The sequence below is a fragment of the Kitasatospora griseola genome (assembly GCF_044999035.1).
In the GTDB taxonomy this organism is placed as follows: Bacteria; Actinomycetota; Actinomycetes; order Streptomycetales; family Streptomycetaceae; genus Kitasatospora; species Kitasatospora griseola.
In genome coordinates this window covers 732,493-756,884 of the sequence record NZ_CP173360.1, presented here as the reverse complement: position 1 = coordinate 756,884, position 24,392 = coordinate 732,493, and the positions used below count along the sequence as shown (strand labels likewise).

Here is a 24,392-nt window from a genome sequence, read left to right as displayed (position 1 = left end):
CGATGTCCGTGCCCCGACGACCCGCCAACCCCGAGCGCTGGTTCCGCGCCCGGCCCGACTCCTCGGCGCTGCCCCGGCCGCGGCTGCTCGCCCGGTCGCTCATCGACGTGCGCGACCTCGACGATCACCTCGCCTTCTACGAGCGCCTGCTCGGCGTGCCCGCCGACCTGCGGATGCCCATCCCCGACTTCGGCGGCCTGGAGCTGGCCGCCGTCGGAAACCTCCTCCTCATCGCCAGCGAACGCCCCTTCACCGCGGTCCAACGGCAGACCGCCTACTCCCTGATCGTGCCGTCGCTCGACCGGCAGCTGGCGCTGCTGGACGGCACCGGCACCACCGTTCTCGAACCGCCCGAGCCCATCCTGCCGGGAGCCCGGGCCCGGGTCCGCTACCCCGACGGCACGGTGGCCGAACTGGTCGAGCACCGCCCGTGGAAGGGCGAGGAGGCCCGCCCGTCCGAGGGCCGGGACGGCGTCTCCACCGACCCGCACCTCGCGACGCCACGGCTGCTGGTGCGGCGCGCCGTGCACGACGACGACTTCCCGGGCGCCGTCCGGCTCTACGAAACGCTGCTGCAGACCTCCGCGACCGCCCCGTCCGAGCTGACGGGCCCGCGGCGGGCCCGCACGGCGATCGTGGGGAACCTCCTGCTGGTCGGCCTGACGACGGCCCCGAGCGCCCCGCAGCCGCAGCTGGCCCTGATCACCCCCGCAGGGGAGCACCCGACCTCTCCCGCCCCCGGGACCGCCGGCGCCGTCGTGCTCCCCGGCCCGGTCACGGCCGAGCTCTGGAGCGAGCACCCCGCGGCGACCCGTGAGCCCCTGCGGCCACCGACGGCCGAACAACTCGACGCCGCCGGCGAACAGCGGGGCGAGGGCGACCTCGCGGCGCTGCCCGCCGGCGCCGACACCCGGAAAGTGGAGGACTGAACCATGGCTTTCGTCATCGCCCAGCCCTGTGTGGACGTCAAGGACAAGGCGTGCATCGAGGAGTGCCCCGTCGACTGCATCTACGAGGGCCCGCGCAAGATGTACATCCAGCCCGACGAGTGCGTCGACTGCGGCGCCTGTGAGCCGGTCTGCCCGGTCGAAGCGGTCTTCTACGAGGACCACGTGCCGGCCGAGTGGGCGGACTACGCCGCTGCCGACCGCGGGTTCTTCGTCGAGCTCGGCTCGCCCGGCGGAGCCTCGGCGACGGACCCCGCGGACGCCGACCACCCGCTGGTGGCGGCCCGGCCGCAGGCCGATCCGGCGTCATGAGACGGTCCCGGTGCCGGCCGCCTCTCGGTGCCCCCGGCGCTGCCGCGGCAGCGGGGTCGTCGCGCCGGCCGCCGGGGAAGCACGCCGCGTCGCGTCCGCCGCGCCCGCGACCCGCTCGCGGCAGAACGCGGCGAACGCCGCCGCCCGCCGGGTGGGCCGGGTGCCCGAGAGCCGGGCCAGTCCGACGGGGAGCGGGGCGACGTCGTCGGCGATGCGCCGCACCTGCAGGCCCAACCCTTCGTAGCTGACGGCCAGGGCGGGGCGCTGGATGAGCAGGGAGTAGCCGGCGCCGCGGGCGACCAGGCTGCGGACCGTCTCGAAGCTCTCGGTGCTGTACCGGATCCGGGGGCCGACCCCGGCGGCGGCGAGCACCTCGGTGAAATAGCGGAGGCTGGGCGGCACGTCGAGCATGATCATGTCGTGCTCGGCGAGCTCCGCGAGCCGGACCGCCTCCGCCCCGGCCAGTGCATGCCCCTGCGGCAGCAGGACGTGCGGCACGACGGAGTACAGCGCGTCGAAGTCGATTCCGGCCTGAATGTCGGCGCCGTAGAGCAGGGCCGATTCGCATGTCCCCTCGCGCAGCAGATGCTGCAATTCGTCGAGGGATCCTTCGACGAAATCGAGGGTGACATCGGGACAGACGGTCCGGAATTCCTCCAGCACGCACGGCAGCAGGAACGGCGCCAAGGTGCTGAAACAGCCGATCGTCAGCCGGCCGGCCAGCCCGCGGCCCGCCTCCCGCATTCCGAGCCGGAGTTCCTCGCTGCGGGCGAGCAGCGCCCGGGCCTCCGGCAGGAACAGGCGTCCGGCGGGTGTGAGGGTGAGCCCCTTCGCCTTCGCGCGGACCAGCAACTGCACTCCGAGCTGGTGCTCCAGCTCGCCGATCCCCGCGGACACCGCGGACTGCGAGACGTACAGCAGCTGGGCGGCGGCGGTCATCGTGCCGACTTCGGCGGCCGTCACGAAATAGTCCAACTGACGCAGGCTCATGCGCTCAGCCATGAGAAAAACCCGGGTTTCCGTCCATATCAATCACCTTTCCAGGAGAGCCGGGCCCGGCGACACTGGAGATCACCGAACCCAGGAGGTTCCGTCATGACGGACGCGATGGCGTGCCCCGTCAATCACAGCTTCGATCCGCTGGGCGACGCCTATGTCGCCGACCCGTATCCGATCCTTTCCGGAGTGCGAGAAGAGGCTGCGGCTTTCTACGCGCCGGCGATCGACATGTGGGTGATCACCCGCTTCGACGACATTCAGAGCGCCCTGATGGACCCCGGGACGTTCTCCGCGGCGGTCGGGCAGCGTCCGGTCTTCCCACTGGCCGAGGAGGCCCAGTCCATCCTCAAGGGCGGCTTCCACGCCTACCCGGTGATGTCCGACTGCGACCCGCCCCGGCACACCCGGATCCGCCGCCACAACCAGAAGGCGTTCTCCGCGCGACGGATCGCGACCCTGGAACCGAAGGTCTGGGCCAAGGCCACGGAGCTGGTCGACGCGATCGAACCCGGCGTGGTCGACCTGGTGTCGGCGCTGACCTATCCGCTCCCCGCGTACATGATCTTCACGTTCATCGGCTTTCCCGATGAGGACATGGACATGTTGAAGTCGTGGTGCGGCAACCGCATCGCCTTCAGCTGGGGCCGGCCGACGGTCGACGAGCAGCGCGACATCGCCAACAACATGGTCAACTACTGGCAGTACTGCGAGGAGTTCGTCGCCAGGCGCCTGGCCGAACCGGTCGACGACTTCACCAGCGACCTGATCCGCATCCACCAGGCGGATCCCGAGAGCCTGTCGATCCCGGACATCACGAACGTCGCGTACGGGCTGAGCTTCGCCGGTCACGAGACCACCACGAGCTTCACCGGCAACGCGGTCCGCCGGCTGCTCGTCAACCGCGGGCAGTGGGACGACCTGTGCGCCGACCGGTCGCTCATCCCCAAGGCCGTCGAGGAGATCCTCCGCTACGACAGCAGCATCCCCGCCTGGCGACGCATCACCACCAGGGCGGTCACCGTGGGCGGAGTCGAGATCCCCGCGAACGCGAAGATCCTGCTGCTGCTCGGCGCGGCCAACCGGGACGCGAAGCACTTCGAAGCCCCGGAGACCTTCGACGTCCACCGCGAGGACTCCCGCAAGCACCTCTCCTTCGGCCAGGGCATCCACTACTGCATAGGCGCCCCGCTCGCGCGCATGGAGGCGCGGATCGCCCTCGACCTGCTGGCCCAGCGGGCGCCCGGGATGCGCCTCGTCGAGGACCAGGACTTCGACTTCCCCGCCAACGTCTCCTTCCGCGGCCCGCGCAAACTGCTGGTCGACTGGCCGCAGTAGCCGGCGCCTCCCGTCGCCGGTCCCGGTCGCCGCGCGGCCGGCTCGCCGCGCATCCGCCGCCGGCCCTCCCGCGTCTGCACGTGCTGGAAGGGCCGGCGACGAGCTCCCGCAGTCAGCGTTCATCGACCAGCAGCGTCTGCAGCACCCGGCCGCAGTCCCCCACGACATCGGCCAGCCGTCCCTGGGCCAGACCCGAGCCGTCGGGGCTCGCCTCCGTGGTGGAGCGCAGGCAGAGCCACTCCCCGACGGGATCGCGGTGCAGGAGCAGCGTCACGTCGGTGTTGATGACGAATCGCCCGCGGTGGTCGAGCTCGAAGGCGACGGCCCAGTTGCTGTCCGCCAGCGTCAGCGCGCGGGTCAGCGGCGTGTCCTCGTGACCCGCGAGCAGCGGGACGCGCTGACGCGCCCAGACCGTGCCGGGCCCCATCGCGTCGAAGCCCTTTCCCGGTTCGAACCGCCACTCCATGGCCGCGATGTAGCCGTCCAGGTGGGCGTCGGCCATGGTGTGCGGTGGCTGCGCGCCGGGCAGCGGCGGGGGCTTCGGCCCGGGGTACAGGGACGGGGTGTCCGGCGGGCTCGCGGCCAGCCGCCAGGCCCGGGCCAGCATCACCGTCTGCCCGCCGGAGCTGATCTCCCCCTCGACCAGTTCCGCGCGCCGGCCGGAACGCACGGTCCGTACCTCGACCCGGAGTTCGGCGACCGGGACCGGACGCGGCAGTTCCACCGTGACCCGGGCGATCCGCAGGCCCTCCCGCGGTTCGTGCCGTTCCAGTGCCCGCCCGAGCAGGGCCGACGGGGGACCGCCGTGCTGGAACTTCGCGCTCCACGGCCCCGCGGTGGCCGGACTGCTGGCGAACCTGCCGGGCCCCAGCTCGCGGTAGAAGGCCTCGGGCAGGTGCGGTGGTACGGACCGCGCCTGCACGGACGCGTCCTCGGTGTTCATGAACGGGTTCTCCCTTCGGGGCTGCGGAAATCGATCAGGGGCGTCGTGGTCGGGGAGCGCCGCGGGGCCGCCCTCCCGGAGGCCGGCGCTACGCCAACGGCACCGGACTCCAGTCGCCCCGGCCCCGGCCGCGGAACCAGCGCCGGTAGGAGTCCGGCGGCACCCCGACCGTGCGGCTGAAGTGCCGGCGCAGGGTGGCCGCCGTGCCCATGCCGGTCTGCGTGGCGACCTGCTCGATGCTGAGGTGGGTGGTCTCCAGCAGCCGTTGGGCGAGTTGAACGCGCTGGGTCAGGAGCCACTGGAGGGGGGCCATGCCGGTGCCGGCCCGGAACCGGCGGACCAGGGTGCGGCGGCTGACGTTCGCCTGCTGCGCCATGTCCTCGACGGTCACCTGCTGGTCCAGTCGCCCGGCGGCCCAGGACAGCACCTCGGTGAGCACCCGGTCCTCGGCGCCGGGCTCGGACGGGGCGGAGGGCGGCGCCTGCTCGTCGGTGGTCTGGTGGGGCATGACCAGCCGGTGTGCCAGGGCCTTGGCGACGGCGGCCCCGTGGTCCAGCCGCACCAGGTGCAGGAACAGGTCGATGGTGGCCGCTCCGCCGGCGGAGCTGAGGATGTCCCCCTCGTCGACGTAGAGGGCGTCCGTGTCGACCCGCACGCGGGGGTACCGGGCCGCCAGCAGGTCGGCATGGGCCCAGTGGGTGGCGACCCGCCGCCCGTCCAGCAGGCCGGCCGCCGCCAGCACGAAGGCGCCCGTGCCGGCGGAGACGATGCGCGCACCGGCCTCGTGCGCGTCGCGGATCGCGTTCACCAGAGCAGTGGGCGGCGCCTGCGTGACGTCCGGCCAGCCCGGGACGATCACGGTGTGGGCCTTGGCCAGTTCGTCGAGACTGCACAGCCGATCAATACGGCATGCGTCACAACTCTGTACAGGGTCCACGACGTACGCGGCGAAGTCGTACCACGGGTCGACCAGACCAGCGCCGGCGCGATTGACGCCGAACATCTCACGCGCGGCCGCAAGGTCGAGGCTTGAGATTCCTGCAGCGAAAACGAGGGCTATCGGGATCGGCATGGCTCATACCGTCACCGTCGAACCGGCCCGGGTCAATGCGGATTTGCCAAAGTATCCGTGAATTGCCGCGACGCGGCGCCGGCCCCGGAGAAGAGTCCGACGCCCTGCGGATTCAGCGTAGCACCGGCGGCGGGCCGGGCATGCCAGTTCCTGGTCGGCAACCTGCCTAAGTAGCAGCCGACTTGACGCCCCTTCAGGCGCGGCCGTCGCCCCGGAAAGGCCGCTTCGACCTGCGGCAACAGTGCTCCGGGGCGGCGGATTCGGGTCGCCGGCCGTCCCTCGTAACGGTGATGTCGTAAAGCCGCCAGCCCGCATCCCGGGGAACCTGCTGGACTTGCCGGGCACCGAAAGGCACTTCAAGGACGGAATTCATGGCCTCAACAACTACCGCCACTTCGCACCCCGGCGGAACCGGCCTGCCGGCCCGATCACCAGTGATCGAATGGCTGGCCGTATTGTCAGTAATGCTGGGGATCTTCTCGATCGTCACCACCGAGATCCTGCCGATCGGCCTGCTCACTTCGATCGGATCCAGTTTCACCATCTCGGACGGGATGGCAGGACTGATGATGACCATGCCCGGATTCCTTGCAGCGATCTCGGCGCCGCTGGTCACGATGGCGACCGCGCGCATCGACCGCCGGAAGATGCTGTGCGCGTTCATGCTGCTGCTGGCCCTGGCGAACGGCCTGGCCGCCGTGGCGCCGGACTACTGGCTGGTCCTGGTGTCGCGGGTCATGGTGGGCATCACCATCGGAGGGTTCTGGTCGATCGGGGCCGGACTCGCCGACCGGCTGGTGCCGGCGGAGAAGGTCGGCCGGGCCGTCTCGGTGATCTTCTCGGCCGTCCCGCTGGGGTCTGTGCTCGGCGTCCCGGTCGGCACGTTCATCGGCGATGTGGCGGGCTGGCGGACGGCGTTCGTCGTCATGGGCGTCCTGACGGTCGGCGTGCTCGTCATGCTGCTGCTCGTCATGCCGCCGCTGCCGCCGATCGAGACCACCCGGATGAGCGTGCTGGGCGGCATGTTCCGCAGCGTGAACACCCGCTTCGCCCTGCTGCTGACCTTCCTCATCGTGCTGGCCCACTTCGGGACCTACACCTACGTGACCCCGTTCCTCGAACAGGTCACGCATGCGGGCCCCAAGCTGATCACCGTCTTCCTGCTGATCTACGGAGTCGCCGGAATCGTCGGCAACTTCGTGGGCAGCTCCCTGGTCGCCCGGCGTCCCCGCGTCGGGTTCGGCGCGGCGGCCGCCCTGCTCGCCGGGGCCACCCTGCTGCTGCCGGTGCTCGGCGGCTCGAACGTCGGGGCGGTGGCGCTGCTGATCGTCTGGGGCGTCGCCTACGGAGCGGTCCCCGTGTCGTCCCAGACCTGGTTCGCCAAGGCGGCGCCCAACGCGCCCGAGGCGGCCTCGGTGCTGTTCACCGCCTCCTTCCAGGCGACGATCTCGATCGGCGCGCTGGTCGGGGGGAGCATCGTGGACCGCACCTCCCCGTCCACGGTCATGACCCTCGGCGGCATCACGGCCGCCCTGATGGTCCTGGTCACCTTGATCCACTTCGCCCGCGGTCTCAGCTGGCCGAGCGCCACGCGCTCCTGAGCGGCTCGTAGACCTGGTTCCTACCGTCACCCCCGGGTCGCCCGGAATCCCGTCCCGCACGGGATTCCGGCGCCCCGCCGCGGCCCGTGCGCCGCGCCCCCGGTGCCACACCTTACGGAGAGGACAACACACATGTGCGGAATTGTCGGCTGGGTGGACTTCGAGCGTGATCTGACACTCGAGCGCTCCACGATCGACGCCATGACGGAGACCATGGCCTGCCGCGGTCCGGACGCCGGGGGAACCTGGCTCGACCGGCACGCGGCCATCGGTCACCGCAGGCTGTCCGTGATCGACCTCGAGGGCGGCCGGCAGCCGATGGTCGCGGAGGAGGACGGCCGCCCGCTGGCCGTCCTGACCTTCAGCGGCGAGATATACAACTACCGGGAGCTGCGCGCCGAGCTGGTCTCCCGGGGCCACCGCTTCCGTACCGAGAGCGACACCGAGGTCGTCCTGCAGGCCTACCTCGCGTGGGGCCAGGGCATGGTCGACCGGCTCAACGGCATGTTCGCGTTCGCCGTCTGGGACGTCCGCCGCGAGGAACTGCTCCTGGTCCGCGACCGGATGGGCGTCAAGCCGCTCTACTACTTCCCCACCCGCCACGGGGTCCTGTTCGGCTCGGAGCCCAAGGCGATCCTGGCGAACCGGGAGGTTCCCCGGCGGGTGAACGCCGACGGCCTGCGGGAACTGCTGGACATGGTCAAGACCCCTGAGCACGCCATCTTCACCGGCATGTCGGAGGTCCGCCCCGGGCACATCGTCCGGGTGACCCGCCAGGGCCTGAGCAAGCACCGGTACTGGGCGCTCGAGGCCAAGGAGCACACCGACCCGCTGGACAGGACGATCGGAACCGTGCGGGAACTGCTGGAGGACATCGTCTCCCGGCAGCTCGTCTCCGACGTCCCGCTGTGCAGCCTCCTCTCGGGCGGCCTGGACTCCTCGGCCGTGACCGCGCTCGCCGCCAAGGCCCTCAAGGCCGAGGGCGCCGGCCCCGTGCGCTCCTTCTCCGTCGACTTCGTCGGCGCCGCCGAGAACTTCGTGCCGGACCCCCTGCGCAGCACCCCCGACGCGCCGTTCGTCCGCGACCTCGCCGAACTCGTCAAGGCGGACCACAAGGAGATCCTGCTCGACAGCGACGACCTGAGCGACCCGGCGATCCGCGCCGCCGTCCTGGCCGCCACCGACCTGCCGCCCGTGTGGTACGGGGACCTGTGGCCCTCCCTGTACCTGCTCTTCCGTGCCGTGCGCGAACGGTCCACCGTCGCCCTGTCCGGCGAATCGGCGGACGAACTCTTCGGCGGCTACAGCTGGTTCCACGACCCGGAGGTGCTCACCGCCGAGACCTTCCCCTGGCTCACCAGCACACCCGGCCCGTTCTACGACGGCACCCCGCTGTTCGACCGGAGCCTCCTGGGGCGGCTCGACATCCCCGGGCGCCGGCGCCAGAGCTACCACGAGGCGATAGCCGAAGTCCCCGTGCTCGCCGGGGAGACCGGTCTTGAGAAGAGGATGCGGGAGCTCGGCTACCTCAACCTCACCCGCTTCGTGAACACCCTCCTGGACCGCAAGGACCGGATGAGCATGGCCGTGGGGCTGGAGGTCCGCGTCCCGTTCTGCGACCACCGGCTCGTCGAGTACGTCTTCAACACCCCCTGGGCCATGAAGAAGTTCGACGGCCGGGAGAAGAGCCTGCTGCGCGCGGCCACCCGTGACGTGCTGCCCCAGTCCATCGTGGAGCGCGTCAAGGCCCCCTACCCGAGCACCCAGGACTCCGGTTACGAGAAGAAGCTCCGCGACCGGCTGGCGGAGGTCATCGCCGACGGCAAGGCGCCCATCCTGCCGCTCCTGGACCTGGACCGGGTCACGGACCGCCTGAACCGTCCCGTCAGCTCCGAGAGCACGCAGATCACCCGCATCGATCTGGAGGTGCCGCTCTCGATCAACGCGTGGCTCGAGAAGTACGACGTCACCGTGGACCTGTGACCCGGCCCGGCCACCCCGCTCCCCTCGTACGGCCCCCGCGCACCGCACGCCCCGCGTGCCGGCCGTGACCGGCACGCGGGCCTGATTCCGCCCGGCGGCCCTGTCGATCTCCCCGGTCAGCAGGGCCGTCGGGCTTTCCCGAGAGGAAGCGTCAGTGTCCTTGCCCACCGTCCCGCCCGAGCCGGCCGCCCAAGGGGCCCCGCCCGCGCCGCACTCGGAACCGCCGCCGGTGGACGACCGGCTGCTCGCGGCCATCGCGCTGAGCAGCCGGCTCCACGGCCAGATCGGCACACTGTGCGAGCTCGACCTCACCGGGGTCGCCCCGGCACCGGTCTTCCAGGCCGTCGACGACCCCGCGGCCGCGCCCGGAGGGCCCGACGATGCAGCCCTATGAGCTCACGCTCGCCGCCGCCGCCGAGGCCGTCGCGGCGAAGGACCTCTCGCCCGTCGAGCTGACCGAATCGGTCCTGGGACGCCTCGACGAGACCGAGGGCGGCCTCCACGCGTACGCCACCGTCACCGCCGAGGCCGCCAGGGCGGCAGCGGCGCGAGCGGAGCGGGACGTGCTGGCGGGCCGGCACCGCGGCCCCCTCCACGGAATTCCCTTCGCGCTCAAGGACAACATCGACACCGCCGGGGTGCCCACCACGGCAGGCTCCCGGGTCTGGGCCGGCCGCCTGCCCGCGGCGGACAGCACGGTGGCCGCCCGGCTGGCGACCGCGGGCGCCGTGCTGATCGGCAAGACGCACACCCACGAGTTCGCCTACGGCCTGATCACGCCCCGGACGACCAACGCCCGGCACCCCGGCCGCATCGCCGGCGGTTCCAGCGGCGGTTCGGCGGTGGCCGTGGCGGTCGGCTCGGCCGTCTTCGCGCTGGGGACCGACACCGCCGGCTCCATCAGGGTTCCCGCGGCCCTCAACGGCGTCGTGGGACTCAAGCCCACCTACGGCCTGGTCTCCCGGCACGGCGTCGCACCGCTGTCGTGGTCCCTGGACCACGTCGGCCCGATCACCCGGAGCACCCTCGACGCCGCACTCGTCCTCGACGCACTCGCCGGCCGCGATCCGCGCGACCCGGCGAGCATCGCCCCGCCCCGCACCCATGGTGCGTACGACGGCTCGACGGACCTGCGGGGCCTGCGCATCGGCATCCCCCGGAACCACTTCTTCGACCGGGTGACACCGGACGTGGAGGAAGCGGTCCGGGCCTCCGTCGACCTCCTCACCGGCCTCGGCGCGACGGCGGTCGAGGTGGAGGTCCCGCTGACCGACTACCTGCTGCCCGTCGTGTGGGGCCTGATGGGACCGGAAGCGGCCTCCGCCCACGAACACCACCTGCGGCACAGCCCGGACCTGTTCGGCGAGGACGTGCGGGTGCTGCTCGAAGCCGGGAGTCTCCTCCCGGCCGGCGACTACCTGCGGGCGCAACGCGCCCGCACCGTCGTCCGGCAGGCCTGGCGCGACCTGTTCGGCCGCATCGACGTGATCGCCGCACCGACGGTCGCCTGCACGGCCACCGAGCGCGAACAGTCCGAGGTGCACTGGCCGGACGGCTCGACCGAGACCGTCACCGACGCGTACGTGCGACTCACGGCGCCGGCCAACGTCACCGGTCTGCCCGCCCTGACGCTGCCGATCGGGCTGGACGGTGCGGGCCTTCCCATCGGCCTGCAGCTGATCGCGGGGGAACTCGCCGAGCCCGTCCTCCTGCGCATCGGAACCGCCTACGAAGCAGCCCGCGACACCAGCGCCTCCCGGACGGCCTACAGGAAGGTGTGACCCTCGCCGCGGTAGGTCGGTACGGTCTCCACCACCGCGTCGCCCTCGACCAGGTGCAGCTGTGCGAACCGCTCGCACAGCTCGCCGGCCTTCGCGTGCCGGAACCACACCCGGTCGCCGATCAGCAGGTCGTCCGCCGCCGAACCCAGCAGCGGCGTCTGCACCTCGCCCGCGCCCTCCTGCGGGTCGTAGCGCAGACCGGCCGGCAGGTACGGGACGGGGGAGCGGTCCGCCCCCGCCGGGCCGGACGCCGGGTAGCCGCCGCCGAGCACCGTCACCACGCCGACCCCGGGCCGCCGCACCACCGGCTGCGCGAACAGCGCCGCCGGACGGCCCCGGAACGAACGGTAGTTGTCGAACAATCGCGGAACGAACAGGCCCGAACCGGCCGCCACCTCGGTCACCGCGCGCTCCGCCACCGTGGACTCCACGCTGCCGGTGCCGCCGCCGTTCACGAACTCCAGCTCGGCGACCTGCCGCACCCGGCGCACCACCTCGGCCCGCCGGTGCGCCAGCTCGGCCCGCGCCTTCGCCTGCATCAGCCGGATCGCCGCCGACCGCACCGCCCGGCCCGGAACCGCGTCGCCGACACCCGCAACATGGCCCTCGTACGCCATCAGCCCGACCACCTGGAAGCCGCGCCGCCCGTTCACCAGCTCGGCGAACCGGCCCAGCTGCTCGGGCGTGCGCAGCGGCGACCGCCGCGCCCCGACCCGGACCCGGCCGCCCAGCAGGTGCAGCGAGGTGTCCAGCTCCAGGCAGACCCGCACCGTCGCCGAGCCCTCCCGGGCCGCGTCGATCAGATCCAGCTGCGCCACGTCGTCGACCAGCAGGGTCACCTGCCGGGCCAGCTCCGGATCCGCGGTCAGCCGCCCGAACCCGGCCCGGTCCGCCGACGGGTACGCCAGCAGCACGTCCGTGAACCCGCTGCGCACCAGCCACAGCGACTCCGCGAGCGTGAAACTCATGACGCCCGCGAAGCCGTCCCGGGCCAACACCCGGGCCAGCAGCGCCCGGCAGCGCACCGACTTGGACGCCACCCGGACCGGCTTCCCGCCGGCCCGCCGCACCAGGTCCGCCGCATTGGCGTCGAACGCCGCCAGGTCGACGATCGCCAGCGGCGCTTCCAGGTGGGCCGTCGCCCGGTCGTACCGGGCGCGCTCGGACACGGTGCCGCCGGGAGCGGTGGTTTCAGCGAGAGCCATGGCCGCAGACTGCCACATCCCCCTACCGGGCGGTAGGCCCCCGTTCCGGGTAGTTCATCAGACTGATTTCCCGACTTCTCCGCGCCCGCCTGCCGGGCGTGCGCGCGCCGACGAGTGCCCGCCCCCGCCCCGGGGCGGGCACCGTCGTGCTGTTCAGCCGGTGTGCAGCACCCGCCACCGGCCTGGTGCGGCCGGGTCACGGTCGGCCACCTGGACGGGAGCCCAGGCCCACTGCCGCACACCGATCCCCGGCACCCGGTCGAACCGGATCGGCCCCCGGCTGCCCGTCACCCGGACGTCGGACCAGTCGGCGGCGCCCGAACTCGCCATCGCCGTCAGCACGGTGACGGTGTCCCAGCCCTCGAACGCGACGAACGACGGCTCCGCGCCCAGGTGTTCGCGCAGCGCCGCCTCGACCCGCGCGCCGAGCGGGTCGAGGCGCTCCGGCAGGTAGCGCAGGAAGGGGATTCCGGCGGCGTCCGCGCCCAACAGGCGTTCCCATTCGGCGAATTCGGGCTGTCCGGCCGGCGCGCCGATCAGCACACCGGCCAGCCGCCGGTCCCGGCGGACGGCCCGGACGATCGGGACCGCCGGGTCGGGGAAGCCCGTCAGCAGCAGGACGGCGCTCGCCCCCGACGCGGCGAGGGCGTCGCCGACCGTGCCGGGATCGGCGTCCAGCTCGACCACGCCGCCGCCGTCCGCCGCGAGGCGCTCGTGCAGGATGCGGGCGCCGGCCTCCCAGTACGCGCCGTGTTGGGTCGCCACCGCGACGCGGCGGTGGCCGGCGGCGAGCAGGAACTCCGCGTACACCCGCCAGCCGTGCGACTGGGCGGGCGCCAGTCGGGCCACCAGCTCCGTCGGGCGGTCGGTCAGGGCGTCCAGCACCGCCGACGAGCAGAGGAACGGCACCCCGAGCCGGTCCGCCCGGGTCGCGGCCGCCCGGGCCGCCACGCTGTGGAACTCGCCCGCGATCGCGCGCACGCCGAGCGCGGCCAGCTCGTCGACCGCCGCTGTCGCCCGCTGCGGATCGGCCGCCGTGTCCCGCACCAGCAGCTCCACCGGCCGGCCGCCGACGCCGCCCGCCGCCTCGGCCTCCCGGACGGCCAACTCCATTCCGCCCAGCAGTTGCTGACCCGCCTCGACCCAGCCCGGCCGGCTCAACGGAGCCAGCACGCCGATCCGCAACCCACCCATGCCCGCACCACTCCCGCCCGACGATCCGCCCACACCGGGTGGGCCCGTCCGATCATCATGGCGGCACCGGGCGGGGACGGGTCTCGGTGGCCCGGGTCAGCGGACGGAACGCGCCGTGCCACCGGCCTTCCGGATCTGCTCCACCAGCTTCGCGGCGGTGGCCGCCGCCTCCGAGACCAGCTTGGCCGCGTCCCCGGCCTGCGGGTCCGCGGTCAGCCTCGGCAGCGCGTCGGCCTGCTGCCGCAGCAGATCCGCGAGCGCGACGGTCAGCTTCTCCATCTGCTCCAGCGAATTGACGGCGTCCGCCGGCCGGTCCCAGGCGGCATGCCCGCCGGCCACGTCCTTCGCCGCCTCGGCCACCGCATCGGCCGCCCCGCGGACCGCGAACATCGGGTCGTACCCCACCATCTCCCCTTCCACCGGCACCATCTGCGCCCAGCGTGCCGCACCGCCGCCGCGTCCGTGGGGCGAACCGCCGGAGTCACGCGCACAGGAGCCGGCCGCACTCCTCCCACGGCGCGCCCGCGCCCCGCACGCGCACCGCCGACCGCCCCGACGTAAACGTGGCATACGCTCGACGGGTGGAGCGCAAGAACATCCCCGATCCCGGGTTCGCCGAGGACGACGGCACCGCCGATCCCGTCCTCGCCGCAGCCCTCGCCGCCTGGCAGCAGGACCCGTCCACCGAGGGCGAGTTGCTGTCCGCGTTGACGCCGAGCCGGCTGATGGTGCCGATCGTGGCCGTGCTCGGGGAGGTGGAGTACGACGAGAACGGGCACAAGCGCGAGAAGACCAGCGACATGGCGGTGCCGGTGCTGGAGTCCGCCGACGGCCGGCGCGCCCTGCCCGCGTTCACCTCGATGGAGACCATGGCCGCCTGGCGCGCGGACGCCCGGCCCGCGCCGGTGGCCGCCCCGCAGGCCGCGATGGTCGCCTTCTCCGAGCGCGCCGAGATCCTGCTGGTCGACCCGGCGGGCCCCGTCACCTACCTGCTGACCGGCGCCCGCCTGCGCGCCGTCGCCGAGAACCGGCCCTACCTCCCGCCGCACGCCGACCCCGAGGTGCACCGGGCGCTGCGCGACCTGCTCGCCCCCGAGCCGGAGATCGCCGCCGCCCACCTCGTCCCCTCCACCGAGGCGGACGCCACCCTCGCCCTGGTCCTCGCCGACCCCGCCGCCGACCCCCGCCCGCTGGCCACCCGCCTCGCCCAGGCCCTGGCCGCCGACGACACCCTGCGCCTCCGGCTGGACCACGGCCTGCAACTGGCGTTCCTGCCCCGGCAACTCGACCAGAAACCGTTCTTCGCTCGTCCCTGACAAGCGCCCTGACACGTGCCCTGACAAGCGCCTCGACAACTGCCCTGACACGAACGGGTGAAGTCGCGCGGGGGTGGTTCGCGTTCGGAGTGTTGCGGCCGAACGGGGGACCGCCCTCGCTAACTTGAGGGCTCCCGGAGCGGGTGGGCGGCAGTGGGCCGTTCGCCGGCAGGCTTCGTGCGAAGGGGAATCCCGTGTTCTCGAGGACCAAGAGGGTCGTCTGTTCGCTGGCCACGGCGTTCGCGGCGGCGATCGCGTTCACCATCACCGTGCCGAGCGGCCACGCGTTCGCCATCGACCACGTGCAGTGCGTCGGCGGCGAGAACTTCCTGAAGATCTGGTCGCACCTGGACGGCCGGCAGAGCGTCGACTGCTATGCCAACGGCGGCACCACCGACTTCGGCAGCTGGTGGGTGGACCGCATCTCCACCGGCAACAACGACCTGATCTACTACGACGTCAACGGCGACTCGGTGCGGATCGACCGTTGGACGGACATCACCTTCCCCAACAACCCGCCCCGGGTCCGGGCCATCCAGATCGTCTGAACGGCGAAGCCGGGCCTCGCTCCTGACGGCACATCAGGAGCGGGGCCCGGCTTTCTTCGGCTCAGCCGCTGATCGGGCGGACGTCCAGGCGGACGTGGTCGACGGCCCAGTACCAGTTGTTGCCCGCGTCGTACATGCGGAACTTCAGGGTGACCGTGCCCGCGTTCGGCGGGACGGCGAACTGGCGGGTGACGAAGGCGTTCTCGGCGTCCTTGCCGGCGTTGTCGTTGCCGGTGGCGTCGCTGCTGTAGGTGAGCAGGCGGGTCTCGGCGCCGGTGTCGAAGACGGCGGTGACGGTGGCCTTCTGGGGGGCCTCCTGGCGGTAGTGGGAGTCGAAGGCGAGGTGCAGGGTGGTGGCGCCGGGCGGGATCGGGACGGCGGGGGAGACCAGGGTGGAGTCGAACCTGCCCTTGGCGGACGGGGATCCGGTGTCGTCCCAGTCGTCGGGGTCGGCGACGGCGAGGATGCCGAGGCCGCGGGTGAAGTTGCCGCGGTCCTGGCCGGCGGGGGTGGACCACTCGCGCTTGGTGTGGAAGGTCCAGCCCTGGAGGCGGACGGTGCCCTGCGGCATGCCGGGCGCGTTGACCACCGACCAGCCGGCGGGCGCCTTCGCGGTCCAGCCCAGCACCCCCGCGACGGGGGCGAGCTGCGGGGCCAGCGACTCGAAGTCCTCGCCGAGCAGGTACCCGGCCATCGAGGGTGCGGTGCGCGCCGCGAGCTCGCCGTCGGCGACGGCGTACCGGTCGGCGGCGGTGGCACGGGCGGTGACCAGCAGGCGGCTGGCACCGGTCGCGGGGAGCGCCGCGGGCGGCACGACCTCCCACTCGGCTTCGACGACGGCGCCGGCGGGGACGGCCGACGGCGGTGCGGTCACCACCCGGGCCGCGGGCCAGCCGTCGGGCAGCAGCGGCGAGGCCTCCAGCGCGGCGAGGTCGGCGGTGGCGGTGAACCGGGCCTTGAGCCGGGCGGGCCGGCCGGGTAGCAGCAGCGGCTCGTCGATGGTGGCGGACGCGGAGCCCAGCGTGACGTCGACGGTCAGCGGGTCGGCCAGGCCGATCGCCGGGTCGGTGAAGCCCACGGCCCGGTTCGGCAGTCGGCCGGCCCGGCGGAACCGGTAGCGGGCGTCGTCCCGGGCGGTGACCACCACGTCGTACCAACCCTCCTTGCCCACCGGCAGGTTGACGACCGCGGACTCGCCCGCGCCGAGCCGCACCTCGCGCTGCCCGCCGCCGTAGGCCAGGTCGCCGATGGTCATCACCCGGCTGACGGAGGTGCGGTTGGCGACCTCGACGGCCAACTGCCAACCGCCGCCGCCGTCCTCGGAGACCGACGCCTCGTAGGAGCCGGCCGCGTCGCCGCGCAGGTGCCACAGCGCGCCGTTCGGGCCGTGCAGGCGCAGGTCGTAACCGTCCGGGCCGAGCTGCCAGCTGTCGGAGAGCTTGCCCTTCACGTCCACCGTGTAGTGCCGGGGCGCGGCGCCGGGCTCCGGGTAGGCGGCGATCACCGCGCCCTGCCGGCCGGGGTTGGCCAGGTCCAGGGTGAGCACGCCCTTGCGGACCCGCGCCTTGACCTGCAGGTGGTACGGGACCGGCCGGGCGGTGCGGGTGGCGCGCGGCTGCTGCGGGAAGCGCTGCGGCTTGGGGACGGTCGGCGCGGGCAGCTTGCCGGTGTCGGTGACCTTCTGCCGGTTGCCGGAGGTGTCGGGCAGCGCGGGCCACGCCGGGTCCTGCCCGGAGAAGTCGAACAGGTTGGTGAGGTCGCCGGTGACCGCCCGCCGCCACGGCGAGATGTTCGGCTCGGCGACGCCGAACCGCTGCTCCAGGAAGCGGATCACCGAGGTGTGGTCGTACACCGTCGAGTCGACCACGCCGCCGCGGGTCCACGGCGAGACCACCACCATCGGCACCCGCACGCCCAGGCCCATCGGGAACGGGCCAGCCACCAGGGTCTCCCCGGCGGGCAGCGCGGTGGACCAACCCAGGCTGCCGTCCGCGTTCCTGACCCGGTAGCGGCCGTCCTGCCCGACCACCCGGTGGTAGGTCGAGCCGCCCTTGGACACCCGCACCACCACCTCGCCGTCCACGGGGACGGTGGAGGCGCCGCGCCCGGCGGCCAGCGGCGGCACCGGCGGCAGCTGGTGGTCGAAGAAGCCGCCGTGCTCGTCGTAGTTGAGGATGAACACGGTCTTCGCCCACACGTCCGGGTTGGCGGTCAGCGCCGCCAGCAGCCGGGCCGTCAGGTGCTCGCCGTTCGGCGGGGCGTAGTTGGCGTGCTCGGACAGCGCGGCGGGCGCGATCAGCCAGGACACCTGCGGCAGCCTGTCGTCCCGCACGTCGGCGGCGAACGCCTCGACCAGCGCGTCGCCCATCGCGAACGGGTCGCCCTGCTTCGCCGGGTCGCCGACCTGCCGCAGTCCGCGCTCGTACAGCGCCGAACCGGGCTTCGCCTTGATGAAGTTGGTGAACCAGGCGAGCGCGTTGTCGTCGAAGTTGTCCAGCGCCTGGTACGTCCGCCAGCTGACCCCGGCGCGCTCCAGGCGCTCCGCGTAGGTGGTCCACTCGAACCCGGCGGCGGGCTCGGAGTTGTCGGTCACCGGGGTGTCGCGGACGGTGCCGCCGCTGGTGCCCGACATCAGGTGCTCGCGGTTGGTGTTGGTGTTGCACTGCACCGAGGCGTAGTACGCGTCGCAGGTGGTGAACACCGAGGCCAGCGCGTGGTAGAAGGGCATGTCGGCGCTCTCGTAGTAGCCCTGGCCGAGCCAGCCGGAGGAGCGCCGGGTCACCGAGCCGTCCGCCCGGCCGTCGTTCCAGGCGCTCATCGAGTCGACGTAGCCGAACGCGGGCGCGCCCTGCTGGTAGGCGCTGGTGTGGGCGGCGTTCATCGGGAAGGGCAGCAGGTGGCCCTCGGGCCGCGACGGGTCGGGCTGGTGGAAGATCGAGCGGCCGTTGACGCCGCGCACGGCGGCGCGGTCGCCGAAGCCGCGGACACCCGGCAGGGTGCCGAAGTAGTGGTCGAACGCCCGGTTCTCCTGCATGAAGACCACCACGTGCTGGATGTCCTCCAGCTTGCCCGGGCGGGCCGGCGCGGCCAGCGCCTGACGGACACTCAGCGGCAGTGCGGACAGCACGGTCGCGGCGGCGGCACCGCCCAGCAGGGTACGGCGCGACAGTTCGGGACTCATCGGGGGCTCCTCGTGCACGGTTCCGGGCTTCGCTCCGCCCGGCCGCGACCATTCCTAGGCCGCCCAGGTGGACTGGACCAGTGCGGCGGATGGCCGGTGGATGACGCGCTCCGCAACCTGTACAGACATCTCGGTGCGGCGGGGCGCGCGAGGAAAAGCCCGGGACGTCCGCACCGTCGGCAGGTAATATCCCCGGGTGCAATTGGACCCTTACCAAATGGACCCTTACCGATCTCGGAGTGTGCCCATGCCCGACGACCCGACCGTGCCCGCCCTCGTCCGGGACTGGCTCTGCGGCTGGACGGTCGCCCGCGGCGCCGCCGACCCGCGGCCCGAACCCTGGGGCTGGAGCATCGACGTCGGCCAACCCCGCCACCCTTGGCGGCACGTGCTGCCCGCCCCCGTCGAGTCGGACGTCCGCACACTCACCGGGGGCACCACCGTCCCGTGGACCTGGCTCAAGCTGTTCGACGTCGACGAGCGCGCCCTGCCGTGGATCGGACCGGGCTGGCACGTGGACGTCCCCGGCCACCTGATGACCTGTCGGCTGCGCCCCGAGCACCCGGCCGTCCCGGCCGGCTACCGGATCACCACCTGGAGCCGCGGCGGCGTCGTCCGCGCGATGGTGCGCACCGTCGAGGGCGAGTACGCCGCACGGGGGCAGATCGGCATCGCGCCCGACTCCGAGGGTTCGCTGCTCGCCGCCGTCGACCAGGTGGAGACGGCCCCCGAGCACCGCCGCCGCGGCCTCGGCTCACTGCTGATGCGCACCCTGCAGAGCGAGGCGCACGCGGCCGGCGCGCGCACCGGCCTGCTGGTCGGCACCACCGAGGGGCGCGCCCTCTACAGCGCCCTCGACTGGCAGTGGCACGCCCCGATGCTCAGTTTCTGGTACGACCCGTCCACGCCGGCCGATCTCCCGCTCGGCGGATCCTGAACCGGCCCCCCGGGGCGGTTTCCCGACGAAGGGCCGGAAAATGCCGAAGCCCGCCGGGAGGGCGCACTCCGGGCGGGCGACGATCGGCGAAGACAGCTCGAATCGCGTTCAGGCGGCGATCAGCAAGGTGCGGCGCGGGGCGATCACGCGGCCGTCCGGCAGCAGTTCGCCGGTGTCGTCGAACAGCAGCACCCCGTTGCAGAGCAGGCTCCAGCCCTGCTCGGGGTGGCGGGCGACCGGCTCGGCCGCCTCACGGTCCGAGGACTCGGCGGACGGGCAGTCGGTTCGGTGCTGGCACATCGTTGTACCTCGCTTCGCTCGGGATTCGCGCCGTCGCACGGTCACCCCCCGGGGCGCCCGCCCTGTCGACGGAAACTTTCTCGCCGCATCAGGTGTGAAACGGCGTCAGCCGGGTAGGACGTGTGGTCTTCCCCCGGGCCGACACCAGTGTCCGACTCTCCGGGCGCTCGCGCAGGCATTTGGTGACATGCGCCACAGAAGATCGGGCGAGATCACCCTACCGGGCGTCGGGCGGCCCGGTCCGCGCCCGAACGGGCCATCCCGGAACGATCCGATCGGATCATTACGGCATGGCCCGTTGGGGTGGTACGCCGAGCGATGGCACCGGGGAACAGGGCCGGGCGGGGCGTCAGCCGATCAGCGCCGTCGGCCGCGCCGCCGGGGCGTTCGCCAGCCGGACGGGCAGTTCGGCGGCGGACAGCACCTGATGGGCCGCCATCCCGAGCGGGGCGGGGGCCAGCGGGATCAGCAGGTCCTCACCGGGCAGCGCGCTGTGCAGCCACAGCGCGGACGCGTAGTGCTCGGGCAGCGAGAGCAGCCGCGGCTCGTAGTGGGTGTGGGAGGGGTGCACCAGCTGCCAGGCCTGGCGCAGCGCCCGGACGGTGGAGTCCAGGTAGGGGCCGGCGGTCAGGTGCGAGAACACCGGCCCGTCCGCGCCGGCGGCGACCTCGGCGGCGGCCACCACGTGCTCCAGCCCGTCCTCGGTGAACTCGCCCGTGACCAGCGGGCGGTGCTCCGGCCGCCCGTGCGCCGCCCCGCCCGCGCCGTCGCAGTCCCCGTGCGGGCACGGCGGCCCCGCCGCGTCCGGGCGGGCCGCGCACAGCAGGAACCGCCAGCCGATGCAGTCCGCGTCGGCCAGCCGGGGCGCGGGCCCGCGCAGGGCGTGCACGGGCAGCGCGAGCAGCGGCTCGGGGCGGTCGGCGCTATGGCGGAGCACGGCGGCCGCGGACGGCGGCAGGGCCGCCCCGGGCGCGAGGGCCGAGCGGACGGCGTGCAGGGCGCCGGCCGGGGGCTGGGACAGGTGCAACGTCATGGTGAGTCGCCTCTCCGTTCGAGATCGGCGTACTGCGGCATACCGGCATGGCTTCGACAGCGAGGGGTCTGGCCGTGTCCGGTTGGGCAAGATCGCCGAGGGGGTGGGCGGGTCGTCGACGAGTCCCTCGACGGTGGGGGAGTCTCGGACGGCCCTGACCTGGCCTGAGCGGCGTGCGAATTCTACTCGAACAAGTGCGCAGGGTGACCTTCATATCACGTTCCGTGGCGTCGCGCAAGTGGGTTTGAGCTGACGTGTCGTCAGAAACGGTGTGGCGTTCGGCTGTTCGGACCGTGGGCTATAAATCTTCGCGCGGGGCATGATGCACAGGCACTGTCGACCGAGGGGAGGGAAGGCACCCGTGGGCGAGAAGGTCGTGGCGACCCGGGCGGAGCTGGCCGACCGGCAGCTGTACCGCCGCAAGCTCCAGTCCTGTCTGGACGTCCTGGGGCGGATGCTCAGGGAGGAACGGTTCGACCGGCCGAAGGCCATGATGGGCCTGGAGATCGAACTCAATCTGGCCGACGAGCAGGGGCAGCCCATGCTCGGCAACGAAGCGGTGCTGGACGCGATCGCCTCCACCGACTTCCAGACCGAGCTCGGCCGCTTCAACGTCGAGCTCAACATCGCCCCGCGCCGCCTGGGCGGACACGTCTTCGAGGACCTGCGCGAGGAACTCGGCACCGCCCTGCGCTACGCCGACCGGCGGGCCGGGCAGGCCGGCGGACGGCTCGTCATGGTCGGCATCCTGCCCACCCTGGACCTGGAGCACGCCGGGCTGGAGGCGATGTCCAGCAACGACCGCTACACCCTGCTCAGCGACCAGATCCTGGCCGCCCGCGGCGAGGACATCGCGCTCGACATCGACGGCGTGGAGCGGCTCACCATCGACTCGGTGTCGATGGTCGCCGAGGCCGCCGCCACCTCCCTGCAACTGCACCTCCAGGTCACCCCCGCCCGGTTCGCCTCGGTGTGGAACGCCGCCCAGGCGATCTGCGGCGTCCAGCTCGCGCTCGGCGCGAACTCGCCGTTCCTGTTCGGCCGCGAGCTGTGGCGCGAGACCCGCCCGGTGCTGTTCCAGCAGGCCTGCGACACCCGTACGGCCGAGCTCAAGGCCCAGGGGGTGCGCCCGATCACCTGGTTCGGGGAGCGCTGGGTCGACTCCGCCTACGACCTGTTCGAGGAGAACCTGAAGTACTTCCCGGCGCTGCTGCCGATCTGCGACGACGAGGACCCGGTCAAGGTGCTGGCCTCCGGCGGCGCGCCCCGGCTCGGCGAGATGCGGCTGCACAACGGCACCATCTACCGCTGGAACCGCCCCGTGTACGACGTCGCCGGCGGCGTCGCCCACCTGCGGGTGGAGAACCGCTGCCTGCCCGCCGGCCCGACCGTCGCCGACATCCTGGCCAACGCCGCCTTCTTCTACGGCCTGGTCCGGATGCTGGCCGAACAGCCCCGCCCGATCTGGACCAGGCTGCCGTACGAGAAGGCCGACCAGAACTTCCTCAACGGCGCCCGGCACGGCATCGACGCCGTCCAGTGGTGGCCCCGCTCCGGGCGCGGGGCCCGGGGCCTGATCGAACTGCCCGCCACCGACCTGGTGCTGAACGAACTGCTGCCGCTCGCCCACCAGGGGCTGGACCGGTGGGGCATCGCCGCCCGCGACCGCGACCACTACCTCGGGATCATCGAGCAGCGCTGCCTGCGCCGCACCAACGGCGCCGCCTGGCAGGCGGCCACCGTGCACCGGCTGCGCGAACGCCGCGGCCTCGACCCGAACGCGGCGATCGCCGAGATGACCCGGCGCTACATCGAGGGCATGCGCAGCGGCGAGCCCGTGCACACCTGGCCGGTGGACTGACCGCACCGACGCCCCTGAACAGGGTCCAGGAACGTCTCATCGTCCTGTGAAAGGATGATCGGCCCGGAGCCGACCGTGAGCTCCGGGCCGCATCCGCCCTCGGGGAGACCAGTGACCACCGCCTCGGCCGAGCCAGCCACCACCAAGACCCCCTCCCGCCGGCTGCTCGCCGTCGAACTGCTCATCGTGCTCGGGCTCTCGCTCGGCGCGAGCGGCGTCTCCGCGCTGATCAGCTTCGCCGGCTCGCTCACCGAACCCGTCGGCCTCGGCCAGCAGGTCGCCACCCTCAACGCCTCCCGCGCCCCCGGCCGCCCCTGGCTCGACCTCGCCTGGCAGCTGTACTACATCGCCCGCGGCCTGATGCCCGTCGTGCTGGTCGGCTACCTGCTGGTCCGCGAAGGCGCCTCGCTGCGCACCATCGGCTTCGACCTGCGCCGCAAGCTCTCCGACCTCGGCCGCGGCACGCTCCTCGCCGCGGCCATCGGCGGCTCCGGGCTCGCCCTCTACCTCGGCGCGCAGGCGGCGGGCTTCAACCTGACCGTCGCCCCCTCCGGCCTGCCCGACGTGTGGTGGCGGATCCCGGTGCTGGTCGCCGCCGCCTGGCAGAACGCCATCCTCGAAGAGGTCGTGGTGGTCGGCTACCTGGTGCGCCGCCTGCACCAGATCGGCTGGTCCTGGCCCGCGATCATCACCGCCAGCGCCGTCCTGCGCGGCTCCTACCACCTGTACCAGGGCGTCGGCGGCCTGGTCGGCAACATGGTGATGGGCGTGGTGTTCTGCCTGCTGTACCGCCGCTGGCGCCGGGTCGGCCCGCTGGTCGCCGCGCACGCCCTGATCGACACCGTGGCCTTCGTCGGCTACGCCCTGCTGGCCGGGCACGTCAGCTGGCTGCCGTCCTGAAACGCCCGTTCCTGACGGGCGGTCAGCTGCGAGTAGGGTGACGCCCGGCGGGCGCGCGGCGTGCCCGCAGGCAGGGGAACGGGAGCGGCATGGGCGGGCAGCAGGGGTGGCACGGCGAGCGGGAGCGGGACCAGGAGCGCGCCCGCCGGATCGCGGACGCGCTGCACAAGCTCACCGGCCGCCGGCCCCTGGTCGAGCACGACCGCAACGGCGGCGCCACCAAGGTCAGCCTCAAGGTCGTCGAACGACCCGACCGCACCCAGACGTTGGCGGTGCTGCGGGTGCTGCGCCACGGCGACCGCTTCGGGCACGCCCGCACCGCCCGCTGGGAGCACGTCTGGGTCGAGGTGGGCGCGCGCCGGGGCGCCGGTTCGGCGCCGGTCAGCCCGCCCACCGGTTGAGCCAGGTCTGCGACGGGGGACGGCGCAGCAGCCGCTCCACGTGCTCGCGCTGCAGGCCCTGCGCCGGGTCGATCGGCATCAGCAGCCGGTCCGGGCGCAGCAGGCTGCGGCGCACCAGCCGCGCGGGGATGCAGTCGTCGATCCAGGCGAACGGGCGGCCCTGGGCGTAGCGCAGCAGCGGCGCCCACTTGAAGGCGGAGAACAGCTCCATCAGCGGCACTCGCGGGTCGCCCGGCTGCGGGACGTAGCCGCTGAACTTGACCACCGGGAGGTCGGGCAGACCCAGCAGCGGGGCGATGTACCGATTCGCCTCGAACTCCCAGGTGGTCGCCCACACCAGGTCGTAGCGCTCGGCCAGTTCGTGCAGCCACTCGCCGTGGCGCGGTGACAGCAGCACCGAATAGCCCAGCAGGGTATGGGAGTCGAAGTCCTCGTCGGGGTGCGGGAACACCGGGTTCAGCACCCCGTCGACGTCAACGTACAGCAGCGGCTTGCCCATGCGGGTTCCTCACCGGGTCGTGGCCAGTTGCCCGCACGGACGCA

At 72.9% G+C, this 24,392-nt stretch carries 23 protein-coding genes; 13 read left to right on the top strand and 10 right to left on the bottom strand.

What is annotated here, in order from left to right:
- Window positions 1-2: 2 nt before the first annotated feature.
- Together ACI1MP_RS03770 and fdxA are read left to right on the top strand one after the other, a co-directional pair.
- Window positions 3-929: a VOC family protein gene (locus tag ACI1MP_RS03770; protein WP_404867705.1), complete on the top strand. Its 927-nt coding sequence runs from the start codon at window positions 3-5 to the stop codon at window positions 927-929.
- 3 nt (window positions 930-932) lie between these two features.
- Complete coding sequence (gene fdxA / locus ACI1MP_RS03765) at window positions 933-1,259, top strand: ferredoxin (RefSeq protein ID WP_100584594.1); 327 nt, start codon at window positions 933-935, stop codon at window positions 1,257-1,259.
- Here the strand turns inward: fdxA and ACI1MP_RS03760 are convergent.
- The gene (locus tag ACI1MP_RS03760; protein WP_404867704.1) at window positions 1,254-2,261 is read right to left on the bottom strand and encodes a LysR substrate-binding domain-containing protein; all 1,008 of its coding nucleotides are present in this window, start codon (window positions 2,259-2,261) and stop codon (window positions 1,254-1,256) included. The two genes, fdxA and ACI1MP_RS03760, sit on opposite strands and share 6 nt — an antisense overlap.
- A 93-nt stretch (window positions 2,262-2,354) precedes the next feature.
- On the opposite strand from ACI1MP_RS03760, the gene ACI1MP_RS03755 reads away from it, so the two are divergent.
- Window positions 2,355-3,593 (top strand): cytochrome P450, encoded by a 1,239-nt coding sequence (locus tag ACI1MP_RS03755; RefSeq protein ID WP_404867703.1) that lies wholly within the window; start codon window positions 2,355-2,357, stop codon window positions 3,591-3,593.
- A gap of 112 nt (window positions 3,594-3,705) precedes the next feature.
- Here the strand turns inward: ACI1MP_RS03755 and ACI1MP_RS03750 are convergent, their stop codons facing one another.
- Both ACI1MP_RS03750 and ACI1MP_RS03745 read right to left on the bottom strand, forming a co-directional pair.
- Window positions 3,706-4,536: a thioesterase family protein gene (locus ACI1MP_RS03750; RefSeq protein ID WP_380332150.1), complete on the bottom strand. Its 831-nt coding sequence runs from the start codon at window positions 4,534-4,536 to the stop codon at window positions 3,706-3,708.
- Between the two features lie 88 nt (window positions 4,537-4,624).
- A complete protein-coding gene (locus ACI1MP_RS03745) occupies window positions 4,625-5,608 on the bottom strand; it encodes a GlxA family transcriptional regulator (RefSeq protein ID WP_380332147.1) in 984 nt (327 codons plus the stop codon).
- A 371-nt stretch (window positions 5,609-5,979) separates the two neighbouring features.
- Here ACI1MP_RS03745 and ACI1MP_RS03740 point away from each other — a divergent pair, with 371 nt between their 5' ends.
- From ACI1MP_RS03740 to ACI1MP_RS03725, 4 genes are all read left to right on the top strand, one after another.
- A complete protein-coding gene (locus tag ACI1MP_RS03740; RefSeq protein ID WP_189276752.1) occupies window positions 5,980-7,209 on the top strand; it encodes an MFS transporter in 1,230 nt (409 codons plus the stop codon).
- 132 nt (window positions 7,210-7,341) lie between these two features.
- Window positions 7,342-9,192, top strand: a complete 1,851-nt coding sequence (gene asnB, locus ACI1MP_RS03735; RefSeq protein WP_380332141.1) for an asparagine synthase (glutamine-hydrolyzing) — start codon at window positions 7,342-7,344, stop codon at window positions 9,190-9,192.
- Between the two features lie 154 nt (window positions 9,193-9,346).
- Window positions 9,347-9,586, top strand: coding sequence for a hypothetical protein (locus tag ACI1MP_RS03730; protein WP_380332139.1), 240 nt, complete (start codon window positions 9,347-9,349; stop codon window positions 9,584-9,586).
- Window positions 9,573-10,973 carry an amidase gene (locus ACI1MP_RS03725; RefSeq protein WP_404867702.1) on the top strand — a complete coding sequence of 467 codons (1,401 nt, stop codon included), beginning with the start codon at window positions 9,573-9,575 and terminating at the stop codon, window positions 10,971-10,973. Before ACI1MP_RS03730 ends, ACI1MP_RS03725 begins: the two co-directional genes overlap by 14 nt.
- Here the strand turns inward: ACI1MP_RS03725 and ACI1MP_RS03720 are convergent.
- The 3 genes from ACI1MP_RS03720 to ACI1MP_RS03710 all read right to left on the bottom strand — a co-directional run bounded on the left by ACI1MP_RS03720 (window position 10,958) and on the right by ACI1MP_RS03710 (window position 13,801).
- Window positions 10,958-12,178 carry an alanine racemase gene (locus ACI1MP_RS03720; RefSeq protein ID WP_404867701.1) on the bottom strand — a complete coding sequence of 407 codons (1,221 nt, stop codon included), beginning with the start codon at window positions 12,176-12,178 and terminating at the stop codon, window positions 10,958-10,960. The two genes, ACI1MP_RS03725 and ACI1MP_RS03720, sit on opposite strands and share 16 nt — an antisense overlap.
- Before the next feature lie 153 nt (window positions 12,179-12,331).
- The gene (locus ACI1MP_RS03715; protein ID WP_404867700.1) at window positions 12,332-13,372 is read right to left on the bottom strand and encodes an ABC transporter substrate-binding protein; all 1,041 of its coding nucleotides are present in this window, start codon (window positions 13,370-13,372) and stop codon (window positions 12,332-12,334) included.
- A 96-nt stretch (window positions 13,373-13,468) separates the two neighbouring features.
- Window positions 13,469-13,801: a hypothetical protein gene (locus tag ACI1MP_RS03710; RefSeq protein WP_404867699.1), complete on the bottom strand. Its 333-nt coding sequence runs from the start codon at window positions 13,799-13,801 to the stop codon at window positions 13,469-13,471.
- 152 nt (window positions 13,802-13,953) lie between these two features.
- On the opposite strand from ACI1MP_RS03710, the gene ACI1MP_RS03705 reads away from it, so the two are divergent.
- The gene (locus ACI1MP_RS03705; RefSeq protein ID WP_100584582.1) at window positions 13,954-14,688 is read left to right on the top strand and encodes an SseB family protein; all 735 of its coding nucleotides are present in this window, start codon (window positions 13,954-13,956) and stop codon (window positions 14,686-14,688) included.
- A gap of 194 nt (window positions 14,689-14,882) precedes the next feature.
- Entirely contained in the window at window positions 14,883-15,236 is a 354-nt protein-coding gene (locus ACI1MP_RS03700) for a beta/gamma crystallin domain-containing protein (RefSeq protein ID WP_100584581.1), read from the top strand.
- A 61-nt stretch (window positions 15,237-15,297) separates the two neighbouring features.
- Here the strand turns inward: ACI1MP_RS03700 and ACI1MP_RS03695 are convergent, their stop codons facing one another.
- The gene (locus ACI1MP_RS03695; RefSeq protein WP_404867698.1) at window positions 15,298-18,417 is read right to left on the bottom strand and encodes a phosphocholine-specific phospholipase C; all 3,120 of its coding nucleotides are present in this window, start codon (window positions 18,415-18,417) and stop codon (window positions 15,298-15,300) included.
- 247 nt (window positions 18,418-18,664) lie between these two features.
- On the opposite strand from ACI1MP_RS03695, the gene ACI1MP_RS03690 reads away from it, so the two are divergent.
- Window positions 18,665-19,354, top strand: coding sequence for a GNAT family N-acetyltransferase (locus ACI1MP_RS03690; protein ID WP_380332074.1), 690 nt, complete (start codon window positions 18,665-18,667; stop codon window positions 19,352-19,354).
- Window positions 19,355-19,462: 108 nt separating this feature from the next.
- On the opposite strand, the gene ACI1MP_RS03685 is transcribed toward ACI1MP_RS03690, so the two are convergent.
- Complete coding sequence (locus tag ACI1MP_RS03685) at window positions 19,463-19,654, bottom strand: DUF5999 family protein (protein ID WP_043911656.1); 192 nt, start codon at window positions 19,652-19,654, stop codon at window positions 19,463-19,465.
- Between the two features lie 349 nt (window positions 19,655-20,003).
- The gene (locus ACI1MP_RS03680; RefSeq protein WP_380332071.1) at window positions 20,004-20,687 is read right to left on the bottom strand and encodes a hypothetical protein; all 684 of its coding nucleotides are present in this window, start codon (window positions 20,685-20,687) and stop codon (window positions 20,004-20,006) included.
- 361 nt (window positions 20,688-21,048) lie between these two features.
- On the opposite strand from ACI1MP_RS03680, the gene ACI1MP_RS03675 reads away from it, so the two are divergent.
- The 3 genes from ACI1MP_RS03675 to ACI1MP_RS03665 all read left to right on the top strand — a co-directional run bounded on the left by ACI1MP_RS03675 (window position 21,049) and on the right by ACI1MP_RS03665 (window position 23,849).
- Complete coding sequence (locus ACI1MP_RS03675; protein WP_404867697.1) at window positions 21,049-22,548, top strand: glutamate--cysteine ligase; 1,500 nt, start codon at window positions 21,049-21,051, stop codon at window positions 22,546-22,548.
- A 111-nt stretch (window positions 22,549-22,659) separates the two neighbouring features.
- Complete coding sequence (locus ACI1MP_RS03670) at window positions 22,660-23,448, top strand: CPBP family intramembrane glutamic endopeptidase (RefSeq protein ID WP_380332065.1); 789 nt, start codon at window positions 22,660-22,662, stop codon at window positions 23,446-23,448.
- An 89-nt stretch (window positions 23,449-23,537) separates the two neighbouring features.
- Window positions 23,538-23,849 (top strand): hypothetical protein, encoded by a 312-nt coding sequence (locus ACI1MP_RS03665; protein ID WP_189276774.1) that lies wholly within the window; start codon window positions 23,538-23,540, stop codon window positions 23,847-23,849.
- On the opposite strand, the gene ACI1MP_RS03660 is transcribed toward ACI1MP_RS03665, so the two are convergent.
- The gene (locus ACI1MP_RS03660; protein WP_380332061.1) at window positions 23,830-24,348 is read right to left on the bottom strand and encodes an HAD domain-containing protein; all 519 of its coding nucleotides are present in this window, start codon (window positions 24,346-24,348) and stop codon (window positions 23,830-23,832) included. The genes ACI1MP_RS03665 and ACI1MP_RS03660 overlap by 20 nt on opposite strands.
- Window positions 24,349-24,392 lie beyond the last annotated feature (44 nt).

Coding starts and splice junctions, on each gene's coding strand:
- ACI1MP_RS03725 (WP_404867702.1), top strand. CDS start 9,573: ATGCAGCCCTATGAGCTCACGCTCGCCGCCGCCGCCGAGGCCGTCGCG.
- ACI1MP_RS03690 (WP_380332074.1), top strand. CDS start 18,665: ATGCCCGACGACCCGACCGTGCCCGCCCTCGTCCGGGACTGGCTCTGC.
- ACI1MP_RS03745 (WP_380332147.1), bottom strand. CDS start 5,608: ATGCCGATCCCGATAGCCCTCGTTTTCGCTGCAGGAATCTCAAGCCTC.
- ACI1MP_RS03665 (WP_189276774.1), top strand. CDS start 23,538: ATGGGCGGGCAGCAGGGGTGGCACGGCGAGCGGGAGCGGGACCAGGAG.
- ACI1MP_RS03710 (WP_404867699.1), bottom strand. CDS start 13,801: ATGGTGCCGGTGGAAGGGGAGATGGTGGGGTACGACCCGATGTTCGCG.
- asnB (WP_380332141.1), top strand. CDS start 7,342: ATGTGCGGAATTGTCGGCTGGGTGGACTTCGAGCGTGATCTGACACTC.
- ACI1MP_RS03680 (WP_380332071.1), bottom strand. CDS start 20,687: ATGACGTTGCACCTGTCCCAGCCCCCGGCCGGCGCCCTGCACGCCGTC.
- ACI1MP_RS03685 (WP_043911656.1), bottom strand. CDS start 19,654: ATGTGCCAGCACCGAACCGACTGCCCGTCCGCCGAGTCCTCGGACCGT.
- ACI1MP_RS03740 (WP_189276752.1), top strand. CDS start 5,980: ATGGCCTCAACAACTACCGCCACTTCGCACCCCGGCGGAACCGGCCTG.
- ACI1MP_RS03695 (WP_404867698.1), bottom strand. CDS start 18,417: ATGAGTCCCGAACTGTCGCGCCGTACCCTGCTGGGCGGTGCCGCCGCC.
- ACI1MP_RS03770 (WP_404867705.1), top strand. CDS start 3: ATGTCCGTGCCCCGACGACCCGCCAACCCCGAGCGCTGGTTCCGCGCC.
- ACI1MP_RS03715 (WP_404867700.1), bottom strand. CDS start 13,372: ATGGGTGGGTTGCGGATCGGCGTGCTGGCTCCGTTGAGCCGGCCGGGC.
- ACI1MP_RS03720 (WP_404867701.1), bottom strand. CDS start 12,178: ATGGCTCTCGCTGAAACCACCGCTCCCGGCGGCACCGTGTCCGAGCGC.
- ACI1MP_RS03660 (WP_380332061.1), bottom strand. CDS start 24,348: ATGGGCAAGCCGCTGCTGTACGTTGACGTCGACGGGGTGCTGAACCCG.
- ACI1MP_RS03760 (WP_404867704.1), bottom strand. CDS start 2,261: ATGGCTGAGCGCATGAGCCTGCGTCAGTTGGACTATTTCGTGACGGCC.
- ACI1MP_RS03750 (WP_380332150.1), bottom strand. CDS start 4,536: ATGAACACCGAGGACGCGTCCGTGCAGGCGCGGTCCGTACCACCGCAC.
- ACI1MP_RS03755 (WP_404867703.1), top strand. CDS start 2,355: ATGACGGACGCGATGGCGTGCCCCGTCAATCACAGCTTCGATCCGCTG.
- fdxA (WP_100584594.1), top strand. CDS start 933: ATGGCTTTCGTCATCGCCCAGCCCTGTGTGGACGTCAAGGACAAGGCG.